At 52.2% G+C, this 20,813-nt stretch carries 18 protein-coding genes; 8 read left to right on the top strand and 10 right to left on the bottom strand.

Annotated features, from left to right (window positions below; genetic code table 11):
- Nucleotides 1-287 precede the first annotated feature (287 nt).
- The 9 genes from JJB97_RS04270 to bolA all read right to left on the bottom strand — a co-directional run bounded on the left by JJB97_RS04270 (nt 288) and on the right by bolA (nt 10,696).
- A complete protein-coding gene (locus JJB97_RS04270; protein ID WP_238712638.1) occupies nt 288-683 on the bottom strand; it encodes a YbgC/FadM family acyl-CoA thioesterase in 396 nt (131 codons plus the stop codon).
- 141 nt (nt 684-824) lie between these two features.
- Nucleotides 825-1,145: a ComEA family DNA-binding protein gene (locus JJB97_RS04275; RefSeq protein WP_238712641.1), complete on the bottom strand. Its 321-nt coding sequence runs from the start codon at nt 1,143-1,145 to the stop codon at nt 825-827.
- Nucleotides 1,146-1,296: 151 nt separating this feature from the next.
- A complete protein-coding gene (gene ppiD / locus JJB97_RS04280; RefSeq protein WP_238712642.1) occupies nt 1,297-3,168 on the bottom strand; it encodes a peptidylprolyl isomerase in 1,872 nt (623 codons plus the stop codon).
- A 202-nt stretch (nt 3,169-3,370) separates the two neighbouring features.
- Entirely contained in the window at nt 3,371-3,643 is a 273-nt protein-coding gene (gene hupB / locus JJB97_RS04285) for a nucleoid-associated protein HU-beta (protein ID WP_017371424.1), read from the bottom strand.
- A gap of 223 nt (nt 3,644-3,866) precedes the next feature.
- Nucleotides 3,867-6,215, bottom strand: a complete 2,349-nt coding sequence (lon, locus tag JJB97_RS04290) for an endopeptidase La (RefSeq protein WP_238712644.1) — start codon at nt 6,213-6,215, stop codon at nt 3,867-3,869.
- Between the two features lie 195 nt (nt 6,216-6,410).
- Nucleotides 6,411-7,685, bottom strand: coding sequence for an ATP-dependent protease ATP-binding subunit ClpX (gene clpX / locus JJB97_RS04295; RefSeq protein WP_238712646.1), 1,275 nt, complete (start codon nt 7,683-7,685; stop codon nt 6,411-6,413).
- Between the two features lie 146 nt (nt 7,686-7,831).
- Nucleotides 7,832-8,455 (bottom strand): ATP-dependent Clp endopeptidase proteolytic subunit ClpP, encoded by a 624-nt coding sequence (clpP, locus tag JJB97_RS04300; protein WP_238712648.1) that lies wholly within the window; start codon nt 8,453-8,455, stop codon nt 7,832-7,834.
- Nucleotides 8,456-8,748: 293 nt separating this feature from the next.
- Entirely contained in the window at nt 8,749-10,047 is a 1,299-nt protein-coding gene (gene tig, locus JJB97_RS04305) for a trigger factor (RefSeq protein ID WP_238712651.1), read from the bottom strand.
- A gap of 331 nt (nt 10,048-10,378) precedes the next feature.
- Nucleotides 10,379-10,696, bottom strand: coding sequence for a transcriptional regulator BolA (gene bolA, locus JJB97_RS04310; protein ID WP_238712654.1), 318 nt, complete (start codon nt 10,694-10,696; stop codon nt 10,379-10,381).
- 259 nt (nt 10,697-10,955) lie between these two features.
- Here bolA and JJB97_RS04315 point away from each other — a divergent pair, with 259 nt between their 5' ends.
- The 8 genes from JJB97_RS04315 to JJB97_RS04350 all read left to right on the top strand — a co-directional run bounded on the left by JJB97_RS04315 (nt 10,956) and on the right by JJB97_RS04350 (nt 20,203).
- Nucleotides 10,956-11,534: a lipoprotein gene (locus tag JJB97_RS04315; RefSeq protein WP_238712656.1), complete on the top strand. Its 579-nt coding sequence runs from the start codon at nt 10,956-10,958 to the stop codon at nt 11,532-11,534.
- A gap of 210 nt (nt 11,535-11,744) precedes the next feature.
- Entirely contained in the window at nt 11,745-13,229 is a 1,485-nt protein-coding gene (gene ampG / locus JJB97_RS04320) for a muropeptide MFS transporter AmpG (RefSeq protein WP_238712658.1), read from the top strand.
- A gap of 419 nt (nt 13,230-13,648) precedes the next feature.
- A complete protein-coding gene (cyoA, locus tag JJB97_RS04325; RefSeq protein WP_238712660.1) occupies nt 13,649-14,608 on the top strand; it encodes a cytochrome o ubiquinol oxidase subunit II in 960 nt (319 codons plus the stop codon).
- 5 nt (nt 14,609-14,613) lie between these two features.
- Complete coding sequence (gene cyoB / locus JJB97_RS04330) at nt 14,614-16,605, top strand: cytochrome o ubiquinol oxidase subunit I (protein WP_238712661.1); 1,992 nt, start codon at nt 14,614-14,616, stop codon at nt 16,603-16,605.
- A complete protein-coding gene (locus tag JJB97_RS04335) occupies nt 16,595-17,212 on the top strand; it encodes a cytochrome o ubiquinol oxidase subunit III (protein WP_238712663.1) in 618 nt (205 codons plus the stop codon). Before cyoB ends, JJB97_RS04335 begins: the two co-directional genes overlap by 11 nt.
- The gene (locus tag JJB97_RS04340; RefSeq protein WP_238712665.1) at nt 17,212-17,538 is read left to right on the top strand and encodes a cytochrome o ubiquinol oxidase subunit IV; all 327 of its coding nucleotides are present in this window, start codon (nt 17,212-17,214) and stop codon (nt 17,536-17,538) included. The genes JJB97_RS04335 and JJB97_RS04340 overlap by 1 nt, the downstream gene beginning before the upstream one ends.
- Before the next feature lie 11 nt (nt 17,539-17,549).
- Nucleotides 17,550-18,437: a heme o synthase gene (gene cyoE, locus JJB97_RS04345; protein WP_238712667.1), complete on the top strand. Its 888-nt coding sequence runs from the start codon at nt 17,550-17,552 to the stop codon at nt 18,435-18,437.
- A gap of 398 nt (nt 18,438-18,835) precedes the next feature.
- On the top strand, nt 18,836-20,203 hold the full coding sequence (locus JJB97_RS04350) for an MFS transporter (protein WP_238712668.1): 1,368 nt from the start codon (nt 18,836-18,838) through the stop codon (nt 20,201-20,203).
- 38 nt (nt 20,204-20,241) lie between these two features.
- Here the strand turns inward: JJB97_RS04350 and JJB97_RS04355 are convergent, their stop codons facing one another.
- A complete protein-coding gene (locus JJB97_RS04355; RefSeq protein ID WP_238712670.1) occupies nt 20,242-20,733 on the bottom strand; it encodes a YajQ family cyclic di-GMP-binding protein in 492 nt (163 codons plus the stop codon).
- Nucleotides 20,734-20,813 lie beyond the last annotated feature (80 nt).

Raw genomic sequence — 20,813 nt, forward strand, 5'->3', positions numbered from 1 at the left:
CAGCAAATCAGCAAAACAGCAAAACAGCAAAACAGCGATATCTTTGCTGTATCGCAGGCGTTGGCAAAGGGGCTGCGGTGACCCGCTTTGCCCGTTCACCGTTAATAAAATCCCCTATATCGTTGGGCTTTTAATAAACGGAGCGCCTGCCTAACCTTAAGTGGCCAGCATCAGGTATGGCTGGCGCAAATTTACTTCAATTTTTCCATTTTCTCTTTTTCGCCCTAACGTTACCGTATCAAAGATCTTTTCGGCGGTACGCAGGATATTATTTCCATCGCGTATTATCACATCATCTGCTCCAGATGCTGGCGCAGCTCCCCTTCCAGCGCCAACGTCTTTTGTGTATTACGGTCGATACAAACGAAAGTAATCAACGCATCGGCCACTAGCGGGCCTTGCGGCTGTAGGTAGATATCCTGGCGCAGCACGCCGCTTTTCCCGTTGAGCTGTTCAAGGCTGCTGACTATGTTTAATACATCTCCCAATACCGCAGGGCGCCGGTAGTTAATATTGATGTTAACGACCACAAAAGCAATATTTCGCGCCGTAAGCCACTGAAACGCAGCCTGGTTTTCCAGCGCCTCCCAGCGTGCTTCTTCTAAAAACTCCAGGTAGCGTGCATTATTAACGTGCTGATAAACATCAAGATGATATCCCCGAACCTTAATTTGCGTCTGCATAGCGGCTTACCTTAACTGTTTTATGTTTTCCCAAACGGCTTCCCGGGAGAATATATGCCTTGAGCAGTGTACAGAGGCCATACGCACTGGTATGACCTCTACAGCGTAGCAAAAAACGCTCACTGCGCTATGCCGCAACGGTTAAAGTTTGAGGCGCGACAGATTACGCTCCACCAGCGTATTGCCTAACCCCGGCACGCTGCGCAAATCATCCACGCTTTTGAATAACCCATGCTCTTCACGCCAGCTAACGATAGCCTGGGCTTTTTTAGTCCCCACGCCATTAAGCATCTGCGCCAGTTCTTCTGCCGATGCGCTGTTGATACTCACGCGGTCATCCTGCGCCGTTTTTGTTAGCACCGGTTGCGCGGCAGGTTTAAGCGCCGCTGGCGCCGCCTGCGAACCTGCCGTAAAACCGCTTAACGACAGCGCCAGTGTGACAATAGCGATCAATGTTTTCATGCTGTTATCTCCCTGATTTGTTGACAGCGAGACTACCTTAACAGGTGCTACGAGGATCCCAAGCGGCAAATATTGGATATGGAAAAGGCCGCGAAAGCGGCCTTTGAAAGTTGCATTACGTTGCGCGCAAAGCAGAACCTACATCGAAAGGTTACTGTTGCGTTGCGAAATCGCCCAGTTTGATTTTCGCCGACTTACGCAGGTTATCCATTAACGCTTCAAAGGTGATTTGCGCGTTGTTCTGCGTTAACCCCTGCTCCATTACTTTCTTCTGATCTGCCGGCATATCGCCGTTGCGCACTTCATCAAGAGCAAGCAACACGACATTGCCCTGCATATCACTGGCCACACCATAGCCTGGCCTATCTTTTTCCGGCAGCGGCAGGTTAAATACCGCAAGGGAAATCGGATCCTGACCGGTGCGGTCCAACGTTTTTGCCTGACCGAAGCTCAGGCCCGCGTCTCTGAGCGCCTTGTCGCCGTCGCCTTTCTTCAACGCAGCCAGCAGCTTAGCGGCATCATCTTTCGCCTGCTGCTCAGCCTTATGGCGCTGCAACGCGGTCAGTACATCGTTACGTACCTGTTCCAGCGGTTTTTCCGCCGCTGGCTTATGGTCAGACACACGCAAAACAAACGCACGATCGCCATCAACGTTGATGATGTCGGAGTTGCTGCCCGGGGTGTTGTTCTCCCCGACCAGTGAACCGTTAAAAATCGCGTCCGCAACGGGCTTAAAGTTCAGCGCTTCAGGCAGGTTATCACGACTAAACCAGTCTGTTTCCACCGCTTTTACGCCTGCAGCCTGTTCCGCGCTGGCCAGCGATTCGTTATCGTTACTTGCAGCATCGCTTACTTTCTGTTGCAGGGCATAGAAAGCATCCAGCGCTTTTTCCTGCTTCACTTTATTGGCGATGTCGTTACGTACAACGGCCAGAGGTTTGACCTGCTCCGGCTGCACATCGTCAAGACGCGCTACCAGGAACCCTACGGAGGAGGCGATCACCCCGGAAAGCTGTCCTTTTTCTTTTAAACCCGCGTTCTTAAGTTCATCCGGCAGCGTCGATGCCTCAAGCCAGCCCATATCGCCGCCCTTACGGGCGGAAATAATGTCGGTAGATTTCGCTTTCGCTACCGAGGCAAAGTCTTCTCCTTTTTTCAGAAGCTCGATCGCAGCCTTAGCATCCGCGTCGGTTTTAGTTTGAATAACGCTGTAGCGATAGCGCGCCGGCTGGGTAAACCGGGCGCGATTTTGATCGTACCATGCCTGAATCTCTGCATCGCTAACGTCTTCGTTAATTGTGGCGGCATCCAGCTTAATGTAGCTTACGCGATATTGCTCAGGCACCATAAAACGGGATTTATTCTGTTCGTAATACGCCTTAATTTCGTCTTCAGAAACCTGCTGTTTGTGCGCCAGCGCATCAACGCTCAGCGTGGCTTCACGCACAATGCGCTGCTGTGAAACCAACGCAGCCAGCGATTGCGCTTCTCCCGGCAGCAGGAAATCGCTACCGACAATCGCCCTTACCAGTTGCTGGGTTATCAACTGTTTGCGCAGCGCCTGTGCGTACTGATCCGGCGTAATACGCATGTTGCTGATGATGGCGTTGTAAAGTTGGTTATCAAAGTGACCATCGCGCTGAAAAGCGGGATTGCTGAAAATCGCTTCTTTAATCTGGCTGTCGCTGATATTAAGACCAAGCTCTTTGGCATACTGGTTCAGGAGGGTCTCATCAATAACGCGCTGCAAAACCTGCTGGCGCATATTTTTCATGTACCCATCATTACCGGCGAGCTCAGAAAAACGATCGCCATACTGCTGCTGCTGACGATTGCGTTCATTCATAACCTCGTTTTCAAACTGCGCGCGGCTGATTTCCTGACCGTTAACTTTTGCGGCATAATTATTGTTACCGCCAATCAGGTAGTTACCGACGCCCGTCAGAACAAATGACACGATAATCAAACCCAGAATGATCTTGAGCACGACGTGGTTAGCCGCCGAGCGTAAATTGTCCATCATGGTGTAACAACACTCCGCTGTAATAGAACTGCTATCTGGCGCAGCATGCCTCGCCGCTGCGCATAAAGGCGTATTGTGACAAGAAACCGGGGTGATTGTCAGCCCGGATTGCTATTTTTACGTAATAAAAAAGGCACATCTATCGATGCACCCTTTCGGCGTACCTGTAAAGCTGCGCCTTCGCGAAGGAGCGATTGCTGATTTAGTTAACCGCGTCTTTCAGCGCTTTACCTGCTTTGAAGCCGGGTACTTTAGCAGCGGCAATTTTGATCTCTTTACCAGTCTGCGGATTACGACCAGTACGGGCAGCGCGCTCTTTAACCGCGAAGGTGCCGAATCCGACCAGAGCCACATCATCCCCGGACTTCAGAGATTCGGTAACAGAATCCAGAAAGGCATCCAACACTCGGCCAGCCGCAGCTTTCGAGATATCGGCGTTTGCGGCAATCTTCTCTATCAGTTGAGATTTATTCACTCTTCTCTTCCTCTCGTTATTATATATATCGCGCCCAAATCCCCCGGAACGCGACCGCGCAGCATTTATATCAGGCCTGTTATGCCCTTACAACACCTGTTGTGGCAAGCCTTTGTCTGAAAAATCAGCCAGACGGTAATTAAGTTAGCCAGACAAAAAAAAGCTGGCAAGTGTGAATACGCCTGCCAGCATTTTTTTTCTTACTTCTCTTTGCGTCAGGTCACTATTTAGCGACTTCCATGCCGAACGGGGCATTCTGCAAAGCCAGAGAAAGCACTTCTTCGATACGTTTTACCGGGTGAATATCGAGATCGGCGATAACGTTATCCGGAATTTCTTCAAGATCGCGTTTGTTTTCATCCGGGATCAGTACGGTTTTGATGCCGCCGCGGTGCGCTGCCAGCAGTTTTTCTTTTAGCCCGCCGATAGGCAAAACTTGTCCACGCAGCGTAATTTCACCGGTCATCGCCACATCAGCGCGTACCGGGTTGCCGGTAAGACAGGAGACCAGCGCGGTACACATGGCGATACCCGCGCTTGGGCCATCTTTTGGCGTAGCGCCTTCCGGCACGTGTACATGGATGTCGCGTTTCTCATAGAAATCGGCGTTGATACCAAGTTTCTCCGCCCGGGCGCGCACCACGGTCAACGCCGCCTGAATGGACTCCTGCATCACTTCGCCCAGAGAACCGGTATACGTCAGTTTACCTTTACCCGGCACGCAGGCGGTTTCAATGGTTAGCAGGTCGCCGCCCACTTCCGTCCACGCAAGACCAGTGACCTGACCCACGCGGTTTTCATTGTCCGCGCGGCCATAATCAAAGCGCTGTACGCCCAGATACTCTTTGAGGTTATCGCCGTTAATTGTGATGTGCTTAAGCGTTTTATCCAGCAACAGTTGCTTCACCGCTTTGCGGCACAGCTTGGAAATTTCACGCTCCAGGCTACGCACGCCCGCTTCACGCGTGTAGTAGCGAATAATGCCAATAATTGCACTATCTTCTACCGTCAGTTCGCCTTTTTTCAGCGCATTACGCTCAATTTGTTTCGACAGCAGATGACGTCTGGCGATATTGAGCTTCTCATCTTCGGTATAGCCCGACAGGCGAATCACTTCCATACGATCGAGCAACGGCGCGGGGATATTCATGGAGTTAGAGGTTGCCACGAACATCACATCGCTCAGATCGTAATCCACTTCCAGGTAGTGATCGTTGAACGCCACGTTCTGCTCAGGATCGAGGACTTCCAGCAAGGCAGACGCCGGATCGCCGCGCATGTCAGAAGACATTTTGTCGATCTCATCAAGCAAAAACAGCGGATTGCGCACGCCGACTTTCGCCATTTTCTGAATCAGCTTGCCTGGCATAGAACCAATATAGGTGCGACGATGCCCGCGAATTTCCGCCTCATCGCGTACACCGCCCAGCGCCATACGCACGTATTTCCGCCCGGTAGCTTTAGCAATGGACTGGCCCAGCGAGGTTTTACCTACCCCCGGCGGCCCAACGAGGCACAGGATAGGCCCCTTAAGCTTGTTCACGCGGCTTTGCACCGCAAGATATTCCAGAATGCGATCTTTCACGCGCTCCAGACCGTAATGGTCAGTATCAAGCACTTCCTGGGCCTGGCGCAGATCCTTTTTCACTTTACTGCGCGCATTCCACGGCACCTGAACCATCCAGTCGATATAGCCGCGCACCACGGTCGCTTCTGCCGACATCGGCGACATCATTTTTAGCTTTTGCAGCTCGGCTTCGGCTTTTTCTTTTGCCTCTTTCGGCATCTTAGCCGCGTCAATTTTACGCTTCAGCGCTTCGATTTCATCCGGCGCATCATCCATTTCGCCCAATTCTTTCTGAATCGCCTTCATCTGCTCATTCAGATAGTACTCGCGCTGGCTTTTCTCCATCTGCTTTTTAACGCGATTACGAATGCGTTTTTCTACCTGAAGCAGATCGATTTCCGATTCCATCATCGCCATCAGGTATTCCAGACGCTCGTTAACGTCAAACATTTCCAGCACAGACTGTTTGTCCGCCAGCTTCAGCGGCATGTGAGCGGCGATGGTGTCGGCCAGACGAGCCGGATCGTCAATGCTGTTAAGCGACGTCAGGACTTCCGGCGGGATTTTTTTATTTAGCTTGATGTAGCCTTCGAACTGGCTAATAGCCGTGCGTACCAGCACTTCCTGCTCACGCTCTTCGATGTCAGGCGAAAGCATATATTCCGCCTGTGCGTTGAAGTGGTCGCCGTTATCGGCAAGGGTAGTAATACGCGCGCGCTGCAGGCCTTCAACCAGCACTTTGACAGTGCCGTCCGGCAGTTTCAACATTTGCAGAATTGAGGCAACGGTACCTACGGAAAAAAGGTCGTTAACACCCGGCTCATCCGTGGAAGCCTCTTTCTGCGCCACCAGCATGATTTTTTTATCATGGTCCATTGCCGCTTCCAGGCAGCGAATGGATTTCTCCCGCCCAACAAATAGCGGAATGACCATGTGCGGATAAACCACCACATCGCGCAACGGCAATACGGGGATTTCAATGCGTTCAGAACGCTCAGGATTCATAGAGCTCTCTCTCAATTTAGTTTCCGCCAGGTTAGGGGCGCACGTGAACACGTTTTCACGGCATCTACGGCATCTCCAGTCAGTGGATTAGTATATGGGGATATTTCCCGTACATTCAACGGCAGGGATTAAGGAAAAGTAAATGGGGGAAAAATTCCCCCATTTATACGGTAACGCTCTGTAAGAAGCGACGAATTATTCGCCAGACGCCTGCTGCGCCTCAGATTTACCATAGATCAACAGCGGATCGGACTGCCCTTCAATGACGGAATCATCAATCACCACTTTTTCCACGTCTTCCATTGACGGCAGGTCGTACATCGTCTCCAGCAGCGCGCCTTCAACGATAGAACGCAGGCCGCGCGCCCCGGTTTTGCGCGCCATCGCTTTCTTCGCAATAGCGTCCAGCGCTTCATCACGAAACTCCAGCTCGACGCCTTCAAGGTTAAACAGCGCCTGATACTGCTTGGTCAGCGCATTTTTCGGCTCTTTGAGTATCTGAATAAGCGCGTCTTCGCTCAGCTCATTGAGCGTCGCCACCACCGGCAAACGCCCGATAAACTCTGGAATAAGACCAAACTTTATCAGATCTTCCGGCTCAACCTGCGCCAGCAATTGTCCTTCGGTTTCTTTCTCCGATTTCGCTTTTACCGTTGCGCCGAACCCGATGCCGGACCCCGTTTCCACGCGGTTTGCAATCACTTTGTCCAGCCCGGCGAACGCACCGCCGCAGATGAAAAGGATCTTCGAGGTATCAACCTGCAGGAACTCCTGCTGAGGATGCTTACGTCCACCCTGCGGCGGAACAGCCGCTACGGTGCCTTCGATAAGCTTCAGCAGCGCCTGCTGCACGCCTTCGCCGGACACATCGCGGGTAATAGACGGGTTATCGGATTTGCGCGAAATCTTATCGATTTCATCGATATAAACAATACCACGCTGCGCTTTTTGCACATCGTAATCACATTTCTGCAACAGCTTCTGGATGATGTTTTCTACGTCTTCGCCCACGTAACCTGCTTCGGTCAACGTGGTGGCGTCGGCCATAGTAAACGGCACATCCAGCAAACGCGCCAGCGTCTCTGCCAGCAGCGTTTTACCGCTACCGGTCGGGCCGATTAGCAAAATATTGCTCTTGCCAAGCTCCACGCCATTAGATGTATCACCATTACGCAGGCGCTTATAATGGTTGTATACCGCTACCGCCAGCACCTTTTTAGCCTGCTCCTGGCCGATGACGTAATCATCCAGATGGCGGCGGATTTCATGCGGGGTCGGCAACGCGCTACGCTCACGATGCGGCGCGACTTCTTTAATCTCTTCGCGAATGATGTCGTTGCATAAATCGACACACTCATCGCAGATATACACTGACGGTCCTGCAATCAGTTTGCGCACTTCATGCTGGCTCTTGCCGCAAAAAGAGCAGTACAGCAATTTTCCTGAACCGTCTTTGCGCTTATCTGTCATGGGTAAAAACCTCTTTTCTGTTGCTTTTTGCCGCACGCGACGACGCACGTCCTTGCCTGCTCTTTACCGACACAACCACCTCCGGCGCGCCGAAGTTCCGTCGTTTACTTACAGTATAGCGACACACTGCGCCACGGGCATCCGCATTATTCACGGTGGGTCAGAATAGCGTCAACCAGACCATACTCCAGCGCCTCTTCAGCAGACAGGAAGCGGTCACGTTCGGTATCCATCTCAATTTTCGAAAGCGGCTGACCTGAATGTTTCGCCATCAGCTCATTCATACGCGCTTTAATTTTCAGGATTTCACGCGCGTGGATTTCAATATCCGATGCCTGGCCCTGATAGCCGCCCAGCGGCTGATGAATCATTACGCGAGAGTTTGGCATACAAAAACGCTTTCCCTTCGCTCCCGCGTTAAGCAGGAATGCGCCCATAGAACACGCCTGCCCCATACAAAATGTACTAACGTCCGGCTTAATGAACTGCATCGTGTCGTAAATCGACATCCCGGCAGTGATGACTCCGCCTGGCGAATTGATATAAAGGTAAATGTCTTTTTCCGGATTTTCTGCTTCCAGGAACAGCATTTGCGCCACAATCAGATTGGCCATGTGATCTTCAACCTGGCCGGTCAGAAAAATGACGCGTTCTTTAAGCAGACGGGAAAAGATATCGTAAGAACGCTCGCCGCGAGATGTTTGTTCGACAACCATCGGCACCAGCGCCATATTGGGTGCAAATTGTTCTGTTTCGCCACTGTATGACATGTCCGTCTCCTTCATTATCGTTCTTACTGCGCTGATTTTACTAAAGCGCGCCCAAATTGACCATGCAGCGCGTCCGGCACACAGACGGATATCAACCAGGGTATCGGCAAGCCGACCGTCAGAACCAGATGGGGCCGACCGCACGCCTTTTCAAGCATAACAACCTTTGGCGTGAACGCTAAGCGCCCGACGTCGGTTTTATTCTCAATATAAGCCGCAGTTGTTTTTATGGTAAAAAAAAGCCCGCCACCGGCGGTGACAGGCTTTACACGCTGACGCGTTCAAACGCGCGATTACGCCTGCTGGTTCATCAGCTCGCTGAAGGTCGTTTCTTTTTCTGACACCTTCGCTTTCGCCAGAACGGCTTCAACTGCCTGCTCTTCCAGAGCGACGTTGCGCATGTTGTCCATCAGCTCCTTGTTTTTGCTGTAGAATTCGATAACTTCCTGCGGATCTTCATAGGCAGAAGCCATCTCTTCAATCAGCTCTTTTACGCGCTCTTCATCGGCTTTGAGCTCCTGGCTGCGAATCACTTCGCCCAGCAGCAGGCCGACTACAACGCGGCGTTTTGCCTGTTCTTCGAACAGCTCACGCGGCAGTTCAAGCGCCTGCTTCTCATTACCGCCGAAACGCTGTGCGGCCTGGCGGCGCAGCACGTCGATTTCGCCTTCGATAAGCGCAGCCGGCACGTCGATATCGTTAGCGTTTACCAGACCGTCAATCGTCTGAGATTTAATACGGTTACGCACGGCGCCTTTCAGCTCGCGCTCCATATTTTTACGCACCTCAGCGCGCAGGCCTTCGACAGAGCCATCTTCAACGCCAAAGCGTTTGATAAACTCCGGGGTCATTTCCGGCAGTTCGCGTTCTTCCACTTTCTTCAGGTTGATAACGAACTTCGCGGCCTTGCCCTTGAGGTTTTCAGCGTGATACTCCTGCGGGAACGTCACGTCAATGGTGAACTCCTCACCCGCTTTGTGGCCCACCAGGCCATCTTCAAAGCCCGGAATCATGCGGCCCTGGCCCATAGCCAGCACAAAATCGGTTGCTTTACCGCCTTCAAACTCTTCGCCGTCTACGCTGCCTGTGAAGTCCAGCGTCACGCGGTCTTCAGCCGCGACGGCGCCGTCTTTATCTTTCCACGTGGCCTGCTGCTTGCGCAGTGTTTCCAGCATGGTGTCAACGTCAGCATCCTTCACTTCAACAATCGGTTTTTCGACTTCGATGTTTTCCAGGCCTTTAAGCTCAATATCCGGATAAACTTCGAACTCTACAGAGTAAGTGTAATCCTGCCCCAGGTTATACTGGCCCGGCACGTAGTTTGGCGCGCCAGCCGGATTGATTTTCTCTTTGATGATCGCATCAATGAAATGACGACTCATCAGGTCGCCCAGAACGTCCTGGCGAACAGACGCGCCATAACGCTGAGCGACGATATTCATCGGTACTTTTCCCTTACGAAAACCGTCAATGCGGACTTTTTTCGCTACGTTGACCAGCTCGCCTTTTACAGCGTTTTCGATGCTATCAGCAGCGATAGTAATCGTTAAACGGCGCCCCAGGCCCTGGGTGGTCTCAACTGAAACTTGCATCTTGTTACCTCAAAAAATCACAGTGCTCGGTCAACTCTGGAAGCAACCCCCGCAGGAATGTTGTCGTTACTTCACAGCATCGGGATAAACGCTAAAACCGGAACCGCTCTCCCTGTCGCCAGAATTACCCCGAAGACATTCCGAAAATTAGACGCGGCATTATAGCGACATCCCCCTGGTGAGTCGAGGACGGCGGCGGACAACGCTGAGGCATCTTTCACAATTTCCGCGCATCTTCGCCTCAGGCAAAAAGAAAACGGCCCGAAGGCCGTTTATCGTTGCGTTGGCGCTTAATGCATAACAATAATAGTTATTCTTCCCAACACCGCCTTCAGGCAATACTTCCAGCCCCCCGGCAGGGTGGAGAAGCGAATACCGTATCCTGTAGGCTTGCCCATTCTTTATTAGTGTAAGTGTGCAGCGCCAGCGCGTGGACGCTGCCTGCCAGCTCCTCACTTAACGCGCCATAGATAAAACGATGGCGGTTCAGGAAACGTTCCCCGGTAAAACGGTCGCTTACCAGCACCACCTTGAAATGGCTTTCGGATCCCGCCGGAACATTGTGACGATAGCTCTCATCAACAACTTCAAGGAACACGGGATCAAACGCTGCCCTGAGTTTTGCTTCAATTTGCTCGCGTACCATCATAATGCTTACCTCGTCAACGCAGGGATGGCTCCCATATCTTTCAATGTTAGCCGCTTTTACCGCTTCCATTGCCATTTCTCAACAAAAAATTCCCCTCCGCGCCGGCGGCTCGCTCTCGCTTTATCCTGGGTTAGGTCTGTTAACCGCCGAAGCGTCCTGTTTGGATATATTCCCGCTTCCCCTTACTCACAGCGATGCTATGATGGCGAAAAACGTGTTACACAGACATCTGCAACATTTGAGATTGAGATAACCAACTATGCTAAAAAAGATCGTTCTTCCGCTGATGGCTCTGGTCATGCTTGCCGGTTGCGCATCGCAATCCAGCACGCTTGAAGTTTCGCCGAAGATAACCTTACCGCAACAGGATCCCAGCCTGATGGGCGTGACCATCAGCATTAACGGCGCGGATCGGCGTGCGGATCAGGCGCTGGCGAAAATTAACCGCAACAACCGACTGGTTGCGCTAACGCCGTCCCGCGACCTGCGCTACCTGCTTCAGGAAGTGCTGGAAAAGCAGATGACCGCGCGCGGCTATATGATTGGCCCTGGCGGCCCGGTGGATTTACAAATAATCGTTAACCAACTGTTTGCCGATGTTTCCCAGGGCAACGTTCGCTACAAAATCGCCACAAAAGCGGATATCACTATCGCCGCCACGGCGAAGAACGGCAACAAGATTAACAAGCAGTACCGTTCAAGCTATACCGTTGAGGGGGCTTTCCAGGCTTCGAATCAGGACATCGCCAACTCGGTGAACACCACATTAACCGACACGATTGCCGAAATGGCGAAGGACACCAGCATTCACGACTTTATTAAGCAGAACGCGCGTTAATCAACCTGTTACAGGCTCAGCGCTGTCAGGTTGAGCGGGCCCCAGGCAACTTCAGGTCAAATAATTTCAGCCCAAAGCGGCGGAAAAATAAATCAGGAAAACCCATTGCATGGGTTTTCGGCTGATGGCCGCAAATAGGAAGGTTTTCTTTCGTTTCCTCTTTGCCATCAATCTGGCCCCGGTCATGCCGGGTCCTTTATCGGGTTTATCATGTCGAGCAATACATTACAGCTTTTTCGCCAGCCAAAATCGGCCATCCTGTTAATACTGGGGTTCGCTTCCGGCCTCCCTCTCGCGCTGACCTCTGGTACGCTACAGGCGTGGATGACGGTTGAGAATATCGATTTAAAAACCATCGGTTTTTTCTCCCTCGTCGGCCAGGCTTACGTATTTAAATTTCTGTGGGCGCCGGCAATGGATCGCTTTACCCCGCCGCTATTTGGCCGACGCCGCGGCTGGTTGCTTCTCACACAAGCGCTATTAATGGCGGGTATTACGGCAATGGGCTTTATGGATCCCGCCAGCCAGTTACGCTGGATGGCGGCGCTGGCAGTACTAATCGCCTTTTGCTCTGCCTCACAGGATATTGTATTCGACGCATGGAAAACGGATGTGCTGCCCGCTCAGGAACGCGGCTCCGGCGCGGCAATCAGCGTGCTGGGCTACCGCCTGGCGATGTTGGTTTCCGGCGGTCTGGCGCTATGGATGACAGACAAATATCTCGGCTGGCAGGCCACCTACTGGCTAATGGCCGCCCTGCTGATTCCCTGCATTGTCGCCACACTGCTGGCTGAGGAACCGGCTAACGCCACCGGGGCGCCGAAAACTCTTGAAGAGGCGGTTTCAGCCCCCCTGCGCGACTTTTTTGGCCGTAACAACGCATGGCTTATTTTACTCCTTATTGTTATGTACAAGCTGGGCGACGCCTTCGCCATGAGCCTGTCGACGACATTTCTGATTCGTGGCGTGGGTTTTGATGCAGGCCAGGTTGGCGTGGTCAATAAAACGCTGGGTCTGTTCGCCACGATTATTGGCGCGCTGTACGGCGGTGTGCTCATGCAGCGCCTGAGCCTGTTTCGCGCGCTCTTTATCTTCGGTATTTTGCAGGGCATATCTAACGCGGGTTACTGGATACTGGCGGTCACTGAGAAAAATATTTTTACGATGGGCGGTGCGGTTTTCTTTGAAAATCTGTGCGGCGGCATGGGTACGGCGGCCTTTGTCGCACTGCTTATGGCGTTATGTAATAAGTCCTTTTCCGCCACTCAGTTCGCCCTGTTATCCGCACTGTCGGCCGTAGGCCGCGTTTATGTAGGCCCCATTGCGGGCTGGTTTGTTGAAGGCCACGGCTGGCCGACGTTCTATCTGTTCTCCGTTATCGCCGCCGTGCCGGGCATCCTGCTGCTGTTACTTTGCCGCCGCACGCTGGAATATACGCAGCGTACGCAATCGTTTATGCCGCGAACCGAATTTGCAGGCGGGTATCGTCTCGCGCTGCGTATTCTCACCGTTGGCTGCCTGCTGTTAGTTGCCTGGCTGATAATGCTTATTATCCGGGCATGCGGACTGGTCACGTTCTCCTTTGATACGCTGTTGCTTGAGGGAGGCGCGCTGCTGGCCATAACGGGCATTCTGCTTGGCAGTGTGCTGGATTACGTCGCGCTCAGACGCGCGGCTTCTAATACCGCAGGGTAAACCCTGCGGTGTCCCTTTAACGTTTGTCTGCGCATTAATTTTTAGCAAAAAAAGCGACGGAAAATAATTTTACGTCCCGCGAGCAAACGCGCGCGGAAAAAGTTATTCACCGTAAGAAAGTATTTTTCACCAACTCAGGTTTAATTTTTGATAATTTATTGTTAATAAAAATCTGGGTCAGCGGTTTTTTATACCAACAAAGCCAATTGACATTAATTTACAATCGGTTTAGTTATAACCTCCATTCATCTCTCCCCTCCTTAATATTTACATAACGTTACCTTTTTCGTGACATGCAAAGCAGAAGCAGCTAACACCTTAATGACACAACCTTAGTCATGTTTACAGTAATGTAACCATCCCGTAAAATGCCCGCACACTTTAAACGCCACCCGATCCCGTGGAATTGAGGTCGTTAAATGAGACTCAGGAAATACAATAAAAGTTTGGGATGGACGTCGTTATTCGCCTCCGCACTATTACTGAGCGGCTGTGATTCGGCACTTCTCGATCCAAAAGGGCAGATTGGTCTGGAGCAACGTTCACTAATACTGACGGCACTTGGCCTGATGTTGATTGTCGTGATACCGGCTATTCTGATGGCTATTGGCTTTGCCTGGAAGTACAGGGCAACGAACAAGGATGCGAAATATACGCCTAACTGGTCCCACTCCAATAAAGTGGAAGCGGTGGTCTGGACAATTCCCGTTCTGATTATCATCTTCCTGGCCGTGTTGACCTGGAAAACTACTCACTCTCTGGAACCCAGCCGACCGCTGGATCACACTGAGCAGCCCATAACCATTGAAGTTGTTTCAATGGACTGGAAGTGGTTCTTTATTTACCCACAACAGGGTATCGCAACGGTGAACGAAATTGCGTTCCCGGCCAATACGCCGGTGAAATTCAAAATCACCTCTAATTCCGTGATGAACTCCTTCTTTATTCCGCGCCTGGGTAGCCAGCTTTACGCTATGGCAGGCATGCAGACGACTTTGCATCTCATCGCTAATGAACCGGGCACCTACGACGGTATTTCGTCCAACTATAGCGGCCCGGGTTTCTCCGGCATGAAGTTCAAAGCCATCGCAACGCCGGACAAAGCAAGCTTTGAACAATGGGTCGCAAAAGTTAAGCAGTCTTCTTCAACCATCAATGATATGACGGCATATGAGAAGCTGGCGGCGCCGAGCGAATACAACGAAGTTCAATACTTCTCCAGCGTGAAGCCGGATTTGTTCAAAGACGTCGTGAACAAATTTATGTCGCACGGGAAAAGCATGGATCTGACCCAACCGGAAGGCAAGCACGCTGGCCATTCCACTGAAGGCATGTCCATGAGCAATGCGGAAACCTCTCATCAGGGCGCCGAGGAATAAATACGATGTTCGGAAAACTTACACTGGATGCAGTCCCGTACCATGAGCCAATCATCATGGTAACGGTTGCCGCCATCATCGTCGGAGGTCTGGCGATTGTGGCAGCGCTTACTTACTTCGGTAAGTGGTCTTATCTATGGAATGAGTGGCTGACCTCTGTCGACCATAAGCGCCTGGGGATTATGTATATCCTCGTCGCACTCGTCATGCTGGTACGCGGTTTCGCTGACGCTATCATGATGCGTAGCCAGCAGGTGCTGGCCTCAGCCGGCGAGGCCGGTTTCCTGCCTCCGCACCACTACGATCAAATCTTCACCGCCCACGGCGTTATCATGATTTTCTTTGTGGCGATGCCGTTTGTAGTCGGCCTGATGAACCTGGTCGTTCCGCTACAGATCGGCGCGCGCGACGTGGCGTTTCCGTTCCTGAACAATCTGAGCTTCTGGCTGACCGTAGTTGGCGTGGTGCTGGTCAACCTTTCTCTGGGGCTTGGCGAATTTGCCCAAACCGGTTGGGTGGCCTATCCGCCGCTGTCGGGCATTGAGTACAGTCCAGGCGTAGGCGTCGATTACTGGATCTGGAGTATTCAGCTTTCCGGTATCGGGACTACGCTGACAGGGATTAACTTCTTCATCACTATCATGAGGATGCGCGCGCCGGGCATGGATCTGTTCAAAATGCCGGTGTTTACCTGGACTGCCCTGTGTACCAACGTGCTTATCATCATTTCTTTCCCAATCCTGACGGTTTCCGTCGCCTTACTGACGCTTGACCGTTATCTGGGCACCCATTTCTTTACCAATGATATGGGCGGCAACATGATGATGTACATCAACCTGATTTGGGCCTGGGGACACCCGGAAGTGTACATCCTGGTATTGCCTGTGTTTGGGGTGTTCTCTGAAGTCACCGCAACCTTCTCTCAAAAGCGCCTGTTTGGTTACACCTCGCTGGTCTGGGCGACGATTTGTATCACTTTCCTGTCGTTCATTGTCTGGTTACACCACTTCTTTACTATGGGCAGCGGCGCGAACGTCAACGCTTTCTTCGGCATCAGCACCATGATTATCGCTATCCCGACCGGGGTGAAGATTTTCAACTGGCTGTTCACCATGTATCAGGGCCGTATCGTCTTTAATTCCGCAATGATGTGGACGATAGGTTTTATCGTCACTTTCTCTATCGGCGGAATGAGCGGCGTGCTGCTGGCTGTACCGGGCGCAGACTTCGTGTTGCATAACAGCCTGTTCCTGATAGCCCACTTCCATAACGTTATCATCGGCGGCGTCGTGTTCGGCCTGTTTGCCGGTATGACTTACTGGTGGCCGAAGGCGTTTGGCTATACGCTGAATGAAACCTGGGGTAAGCGCGCTTTCTGGTTCTGGATAATCGGCTTCTTCGTGGCGTTTATGCCGCTGTATGTGCTGGGCTTCATGGGGATGACCCGTCGCCTGAGCCAGCAGATAGACCCGCAGTTCCACACTCTGCTGACGATAGCCGCGGTGGGCGCCGCGCTGATCGCGCTGGGCGTGCTGTGCCAGGTGATTCAGCTATATGTGTCTGTCCGCGATCGCGATCAAAACCGCGATCTCACGGGCGATCCGTGGGGCGGACGCACGCTGGAATGGTCAACCTCTTCACCGCCGCCGTTTTATAACTTCGCCGTTGTACCACACGTTCACGAACGCGATGCGTTCTGGGAAATGAAAGAAAAAGGCGAAGCGTACAAACAGCCGACACATTACGAAAAAATCCATATGCCGAAAAACAGCGGCGCGGGCATCATTATCTCACTGTTCATCGCTGCCTTCGGCTTTGCCATGATCTGGCATATATGGTGGCTGGCTATCGTAAGCTTCGCGGCTACCCTGGTGACCTGGATTGTCAAAAGCTTCGATGAAGACGTGGATTACTACGTACCGGTTGAAGAGATCGAAAAACTGGAAAACCAGCATTTCGACGAAATTACTAAAGCAGGGCTGAAAAATGTCAACTGATACTACTTTGTCTCAGGCGCACGCCCACGCGCATGATCATGGGCACCATGATGCAGGCGCCAATAAGATTTTTGGCTTCTGGATCTACCTGATGAGCGACTGCATTATCTTTGCATGTCTGTTTGCCACCTATGCCGTTCTGGTGAACGGCACCGCCGGCGGCCCAACGGGTAAGGATATTTTCGAACTGCCGTTCGTGTTGGTCGAAACCTTCCTGCTGTTGTTCAGTTCTATCACTTATGGCATGGCGGTTATCGCCATGAACAACAATAACCAGAGCAAGGTGTTGACCTGGCTTGCGCTGACTTTTCTGTTCGGCGCAGGCTTCATCGGGATGGAAATCTATGAATTTCACAAACTGATTGCTGAAGGCTATGGCCCGGACCGCAGCGGCTTTCTGTCAGCGTTCTTTACGCTGGTTGGCACGCACGGCCTGCACGTCACTTCAGGCCTTATCTGGATGGCAGTGATGATGTACCAGGTTTCCCGCCGCGGCCTGACCAGCACAAACCGCACCCGCCTGATGTGCCTGAGCTTGTTCTGGCACTTCCTGGATGTGGTTTGGATCTGTGTGTTCTCTGTAGTTTATCTGATGGGGGCGATGTAATGAGCCATACCAACGATCACGCTCTGCCCCACGGCAGCGTCAAAACCTATATGACAGGCTTTATCCTGTCTGTCATCCTGACCGTTATTCCCTTCTGGATGGTGATGAACGGCGGCGCGTCTCATGCCGCTATTCTTGGCGTGGTGCTGGTCACCGCAGTGGTACAGATTCTGGTGCATTTATCCTGCTTCCTGCATATGAATACCACCTCCGAAGGCGGCTGGAACCTGACAGCATTTATTTTTACTGTGCTGATCATTGCTATTCTGGTTGTCGGCTCAATCTGGATTATGTGGAACCTGAACCACAATATGATGCTTTCTTAAGAGCGGTAAACATGATTAAGCAATACCTGCAAGTTACAAAACCAGGAATTATTTTTGGGAATTTAATTTCTGTCATTGGAGGTTTTTTACTGGCCTCAAAAGGCAGTATTGACTATCCCCTGTTCCTGTACACCCTTGTAGGCGTATCGCTGGTGGTAGCGTCGGGTTGTGTATACAACAACGTTATCGACCGCGATATTGACCGCAAGATGGAGAGAACAAAGAATCGGGTGCTGGTTAAGGGCCTGATCTCTGCGAACGCATCACTGGTGTACGCTACCCTGCTGGGTATTGCTGGCTTCATGCTGCTGTGGTTTGGCGCTAACCCCTGGGCCTGCGGGCTGGGGGTGATGGGTTTTGTGGTCTATGTCGGCGTTTACAGCCTCTACATGAAGCGCAAATCCGTCTACGGCACGCTAATCGGAAGCCTTTCCGGCGCTGCGCCGCCGGTTATTGGCTACTGTGCAGTGACCAATGAGTTTGATACCGGCGCTCTGATTTTGCTGGCTATTTTTAGCCTGTGGCAGATGCCGCATTCTTATGCGATTGCCATCTTTCGCTTCAAGGATTATCAGGCCGCCAGTATCCCGGTTCTGCCCGTGGTAAAAGGGATTTCGGTTGCGAAAAACCACATCACGCTCTACATCGCAGCCTTTGCGGTCGCCACGCTGATGCTTTCACTTGGCGGCTATGCAGGCTACAAATACCTGATTGTCGGCGCAGCCGTCAGCGTATGGTGGCTTGGTATGGCGCTGTCGGGTTATAAGACGGAAAATGACCACGTGTGGGCGCGCAAGCTGTTCATTTTTTCTATCGTCGCCATCACTTCGTTAAGCGTCATGATGTCAGTAGACTTTATGGTGCCGGACTCGCATAAATTGCTGGCTTACGTTAGATAAGCCCCCCGTAACGGCAATGGGCATATTAGCGCCCGTCAGGGGTTAACAAACGGGCAGGAACGTGTTTCTGCCCGCCTTACGGCTCTCGGCCGATATAAATTTACCAACGTGTCGCCCGGCGCTTATCACAGGCCCTGGGCGTGCTGGCGCCTTTTTCTCGCCGTCTTTGTTGTAATATTTGCTAAAACAGCGGCCATTTACCCTTACCTGCCAGCGCACTACACTATGGGCCGCTTAACAGTTAACGCAATTTCAACCTTTCTGAGCGTGGTCCGTATGACTGTGCGAAAATAGCCGCACGGCGTTAAACCTCTGACTCACTATTATCGCCTGACGGCATTTTTACGGCGTCAGGTTCTGATAAGTTTTTATTGTCCGACTTTTCTTCCAGGAAATGAATGAACGATTACACGATGACGCCTGCTGAGCGTCGTGCAACTTGGGGGCTGGGAGCGGTCTTCTCATTACGCATGCTGGGCATGTTTATGGTCTTGCCCGTGCTCACCACCTGGGGAATGGCGCTGCAGGGCGCCAGTGAAACGCTTATCGGGCTGGCCATTGGTATTTACGGACTGACGCAGGCCGTATTTCAGATCCCATTCGGCCTCCTTTCTGACCGCATTGGCCGCAAGCCGCTCATTGTCGGCGGGCTGTTGATATTCGTACTCGGCAGCGTTATCGCCGCGCTCTCAGAGTCTATCTGGGGCGTTATACTTGGCCGCGCGTTACAGGGGTCAGGCGCCATCGCTGCGGCTGTTATGGCGCTGCTTTCTGACCTTACACGCGAGCAAAACCGCACCAAAGCAATGGCCTTTATTGGCGTAAGTTTTGGAATAACGTTTGCGCTGGCTATGGTGCTCGGCCCGATTGTAACCCAGGCTTTCGGCCTGCACGGCCTGTTCTGGATGATTGCATTACTTGCCGCGCTGGCAGTCATTATTACCCTTGTGTTGGTACCGGATGCCGGAGATCACCGCCTTAATCGCGAATCCGGTATGGTTAAAGGCTGTTTTCGCCAGGTGCTCGCTAACCCAAAACTGCTCAAGCTCAATTTCGGCATTATGTGTTTACACATTATGCTGATGTCCACGTTTGTGGCGCTGCCGACAGAACTGGCGCACGCAGGCCTGCCCGCAGTCAATCACTGGAAAGTCTACCTGTGCACCATGCTTCTCGCCTTTATTTCCGTCGTGCCGTTGATTATTTATGCCGAAGTAAAGCGCCGCATGAAGCGCGTTTTTGTAGGCTGCGTGGCGCTGCTGCTGGTTGCTGAAATTGTGCTGTGGGGTTCTGGCTCCGGCTTCTGGATGCTGGTCGCCGGCGTTCAGATCTTTTTTATCGCCTTTAATCTCATGGAGGCTATCCTGCCATCGCTTATCAGCAAAGAATCGCCGGCCGGATATAAAGGCACAGCAATGGGCGTTTACTCCACCAGCCAGTTTCTCGGCGTAGCTATTGGCGGTTCGCTCGGCGGCTGGCTGGCCGGGCATTACGATACCCAGGTCGTTTTCCTGTTCGGTACGTTTCTTGCCGCCGTCTGGTTATCTGTGAGCGTTACCATGCAGGAGCCGCCCTACGTCAGCAGCCTTCGCGTTGAACTGCCGCACACGGTACTGGACGACGTCACGCTTTCGCAGCGTCTGCTGGCCGCGCCCGGCGTTAGCGAGGCGATTGTGGTGCCGCAAGAACGCAGCGCCTATATAAAAATTGACAGCAAAGTGACAAACCGGTTTGAAATAGAGCAGCTTATTCAAAAGCATGCCTGAAAGGAGCCAGCCCTGACGCACGCCCGGGCTGGTAGAAATTAATCGCGGAAGTTGTTGAACTGGAAAGGCTGGCCCAGGTTGCCGCCGCGCACCAGCGCCATTACCGCCTGGAGATCGTCACGGGATTTACCCGTAACACGCACCTGTTCCCCCTGAATCTGCGCCTGCACTTTCAGCTTGCTGTCTTTAATCAGCTTAACGATTTTTTTTGCCTGCGCCGCATCAATGCCCTGTTTGAGCTTTGCATCCACACTCCAGTTTTTACCGCTGTGCTCAAACTCTGCCGGCACGTCCAGCGAACTGCCTTCAATATTACGCTTAAGCAATTTACCGCGCAGAATATCCAGTAGCTGATTAACCTGAAAATCAGACTCGCTCAGCACCTTAATGCTCTTGTTTTTTTCGTTGAATTCAAAGCTTGCGGTCACGCCGCGAAAATCGAAGCGGGTTTCCAGCTCGCGGGTGGCATTTTCCACCGCATTACGAACTTCCTGCAAATCGACTTCAGATACGATGTCAAAAGATGGCATATTTGGGTCTCCCTCTCTTTTTGTTGCGTTGCATAATACCCGCTGAGCCGCACAAAACAACCGGACAGGCGAGGAACGCG

Origin of the sequence: Tenebrionibacter intestinalis (assembly GCF_016632365.1) — a bacterium.
Taxonomy (GTDB): domain Bacteria; phylum Pseudomonadota; class Gammaproteobacteria; order Enterobacterales; family Enterobacteriaceae; genus Tenebrionibacter; species Tenebrionibacter intestinalis.

What these genes read in the sequence shown, in the direction of transcription:
- JJB97_RS04270 (WP_238712638.1), bottom strand. Translation starts at nt 683, where the DNA reads ATGCAGACGCAAATTAAGGTTCGGGGATATCATCTTGATGTTTATCAG.
- JJB97_RS04275 (WP_238712641.1), bottom strand. Translation starts at nt 1,145, where the DNA reads ATGAAAACATTGATCGCTATTGTCACACTGGCGCTGTCGTTAAGCGGT.
- ppiD (WP_238712642.1), bottom strand. Translation starts at nt 3,168, where the DNA reads ATGATGGACAATTTACGCTCGGCGGCTAACCACGTCGTGCTCAAGATC.
- lon (WP_238712644.1), bottom strand. Translation starts at nt 6,215, where the DNA reads ATGAATCCTGAGCGTTCTGAACGCATTGAAATCCCCGTATTGCCGTTG.
- clpX (WP_238712646.1), bottom strand. Translation starts at nt 7,685, where the DNA reads ATGACAGATAAGCGCAAAGACGGTTCAGGAAAATTGCTGTACTGCTCT.
- clpP (WP_238712648.1), bottom strand. Translation starts at nt 8,455, where the DNA reads ATGTCATACAGTGGCGAAACAGAACAATTTGCACCCAATATGGCGCTG.
- tig (WP_238712651.1), bottom strand. Translation starts at nt 10,047, where the DNA reads ATGCAAGTTTCAGTTGAGACCACCCAGGGCCTGGGGCGCCGTTTAACG.
- bolA (WP_238712654.1), bottom strand. Translation starts at nt 10,696, where the DNA reads ATGATGGTACGCGAGCAAATTGAAGCAAAACTCAGGGCAGCGTTTGAT.
- JJB97_RS04315 (WP_238712656.1), top strand. Translation starts at nt 10,956, where the DNA reads ATGCTAAAAAAGATCGTTCTTCCGCTGATGGCTCTGGTCATGCTTGCC.
- ampG (WP_238712658.1), top strand. Translation starts at nt 11,745, where the DNA reads ATGTCGAGCAATACATTACAGCTTTTTCGCCAGCCAAAATCGGCCATC.
- cyoA (WP_238712660.1), top strand. Translation starts at nt 13,649, where the DNA reads ATGAGACTCAGGAAATACAATAAAAGTTTGGGATGGACGTCGTTATTC.
- cyoB (WP_238712661.1), top strand. Translation starts at nt 14,614, where the DNA reads ATGTTCGGAAAACTTACACTGGATGCAGTCCCGTACCATGAGCCAATC.
- JJB97_RS04335 (WP_238712663.1), top strand. Translation starts at nt 16,595, where the DNA reads ATGTCAACTGATACTACTTTGTCTCAGGCGCACGCCCACGCGCATGAT.
- JJB97_RS04340 (WP_238712665.1), top strand. Translation starts at nt 17,212, where the DNA reads ATGAGCCATACCAACGATCACGCTCTGCCCCACGGCAGCGTCAAAACC.
- cyoE (WP_238712667.1), top strand. Translation starts at nt 17,550, where the DNA reads ATGATTAAGCAATACCTGCAAGTTACAAAACCAGGAATTATTTTTGGG.
- JJB97_RS04350 (WP_238712668.1), top strand. Translation starts at nt 18,836, where the DNA reads ATGAACGATTACACGATGACGCCTGCTGAGCGTCGTGCAACTTGGGGG.
- JJB97_RS04355 (WP_238712670.1), bottom strand. Translation starts at nt 20,733, where the DNA reads ATGCCATCTTTTGACATCGTATCTGAAGTCGATTTGCAGGAAGTTCGT.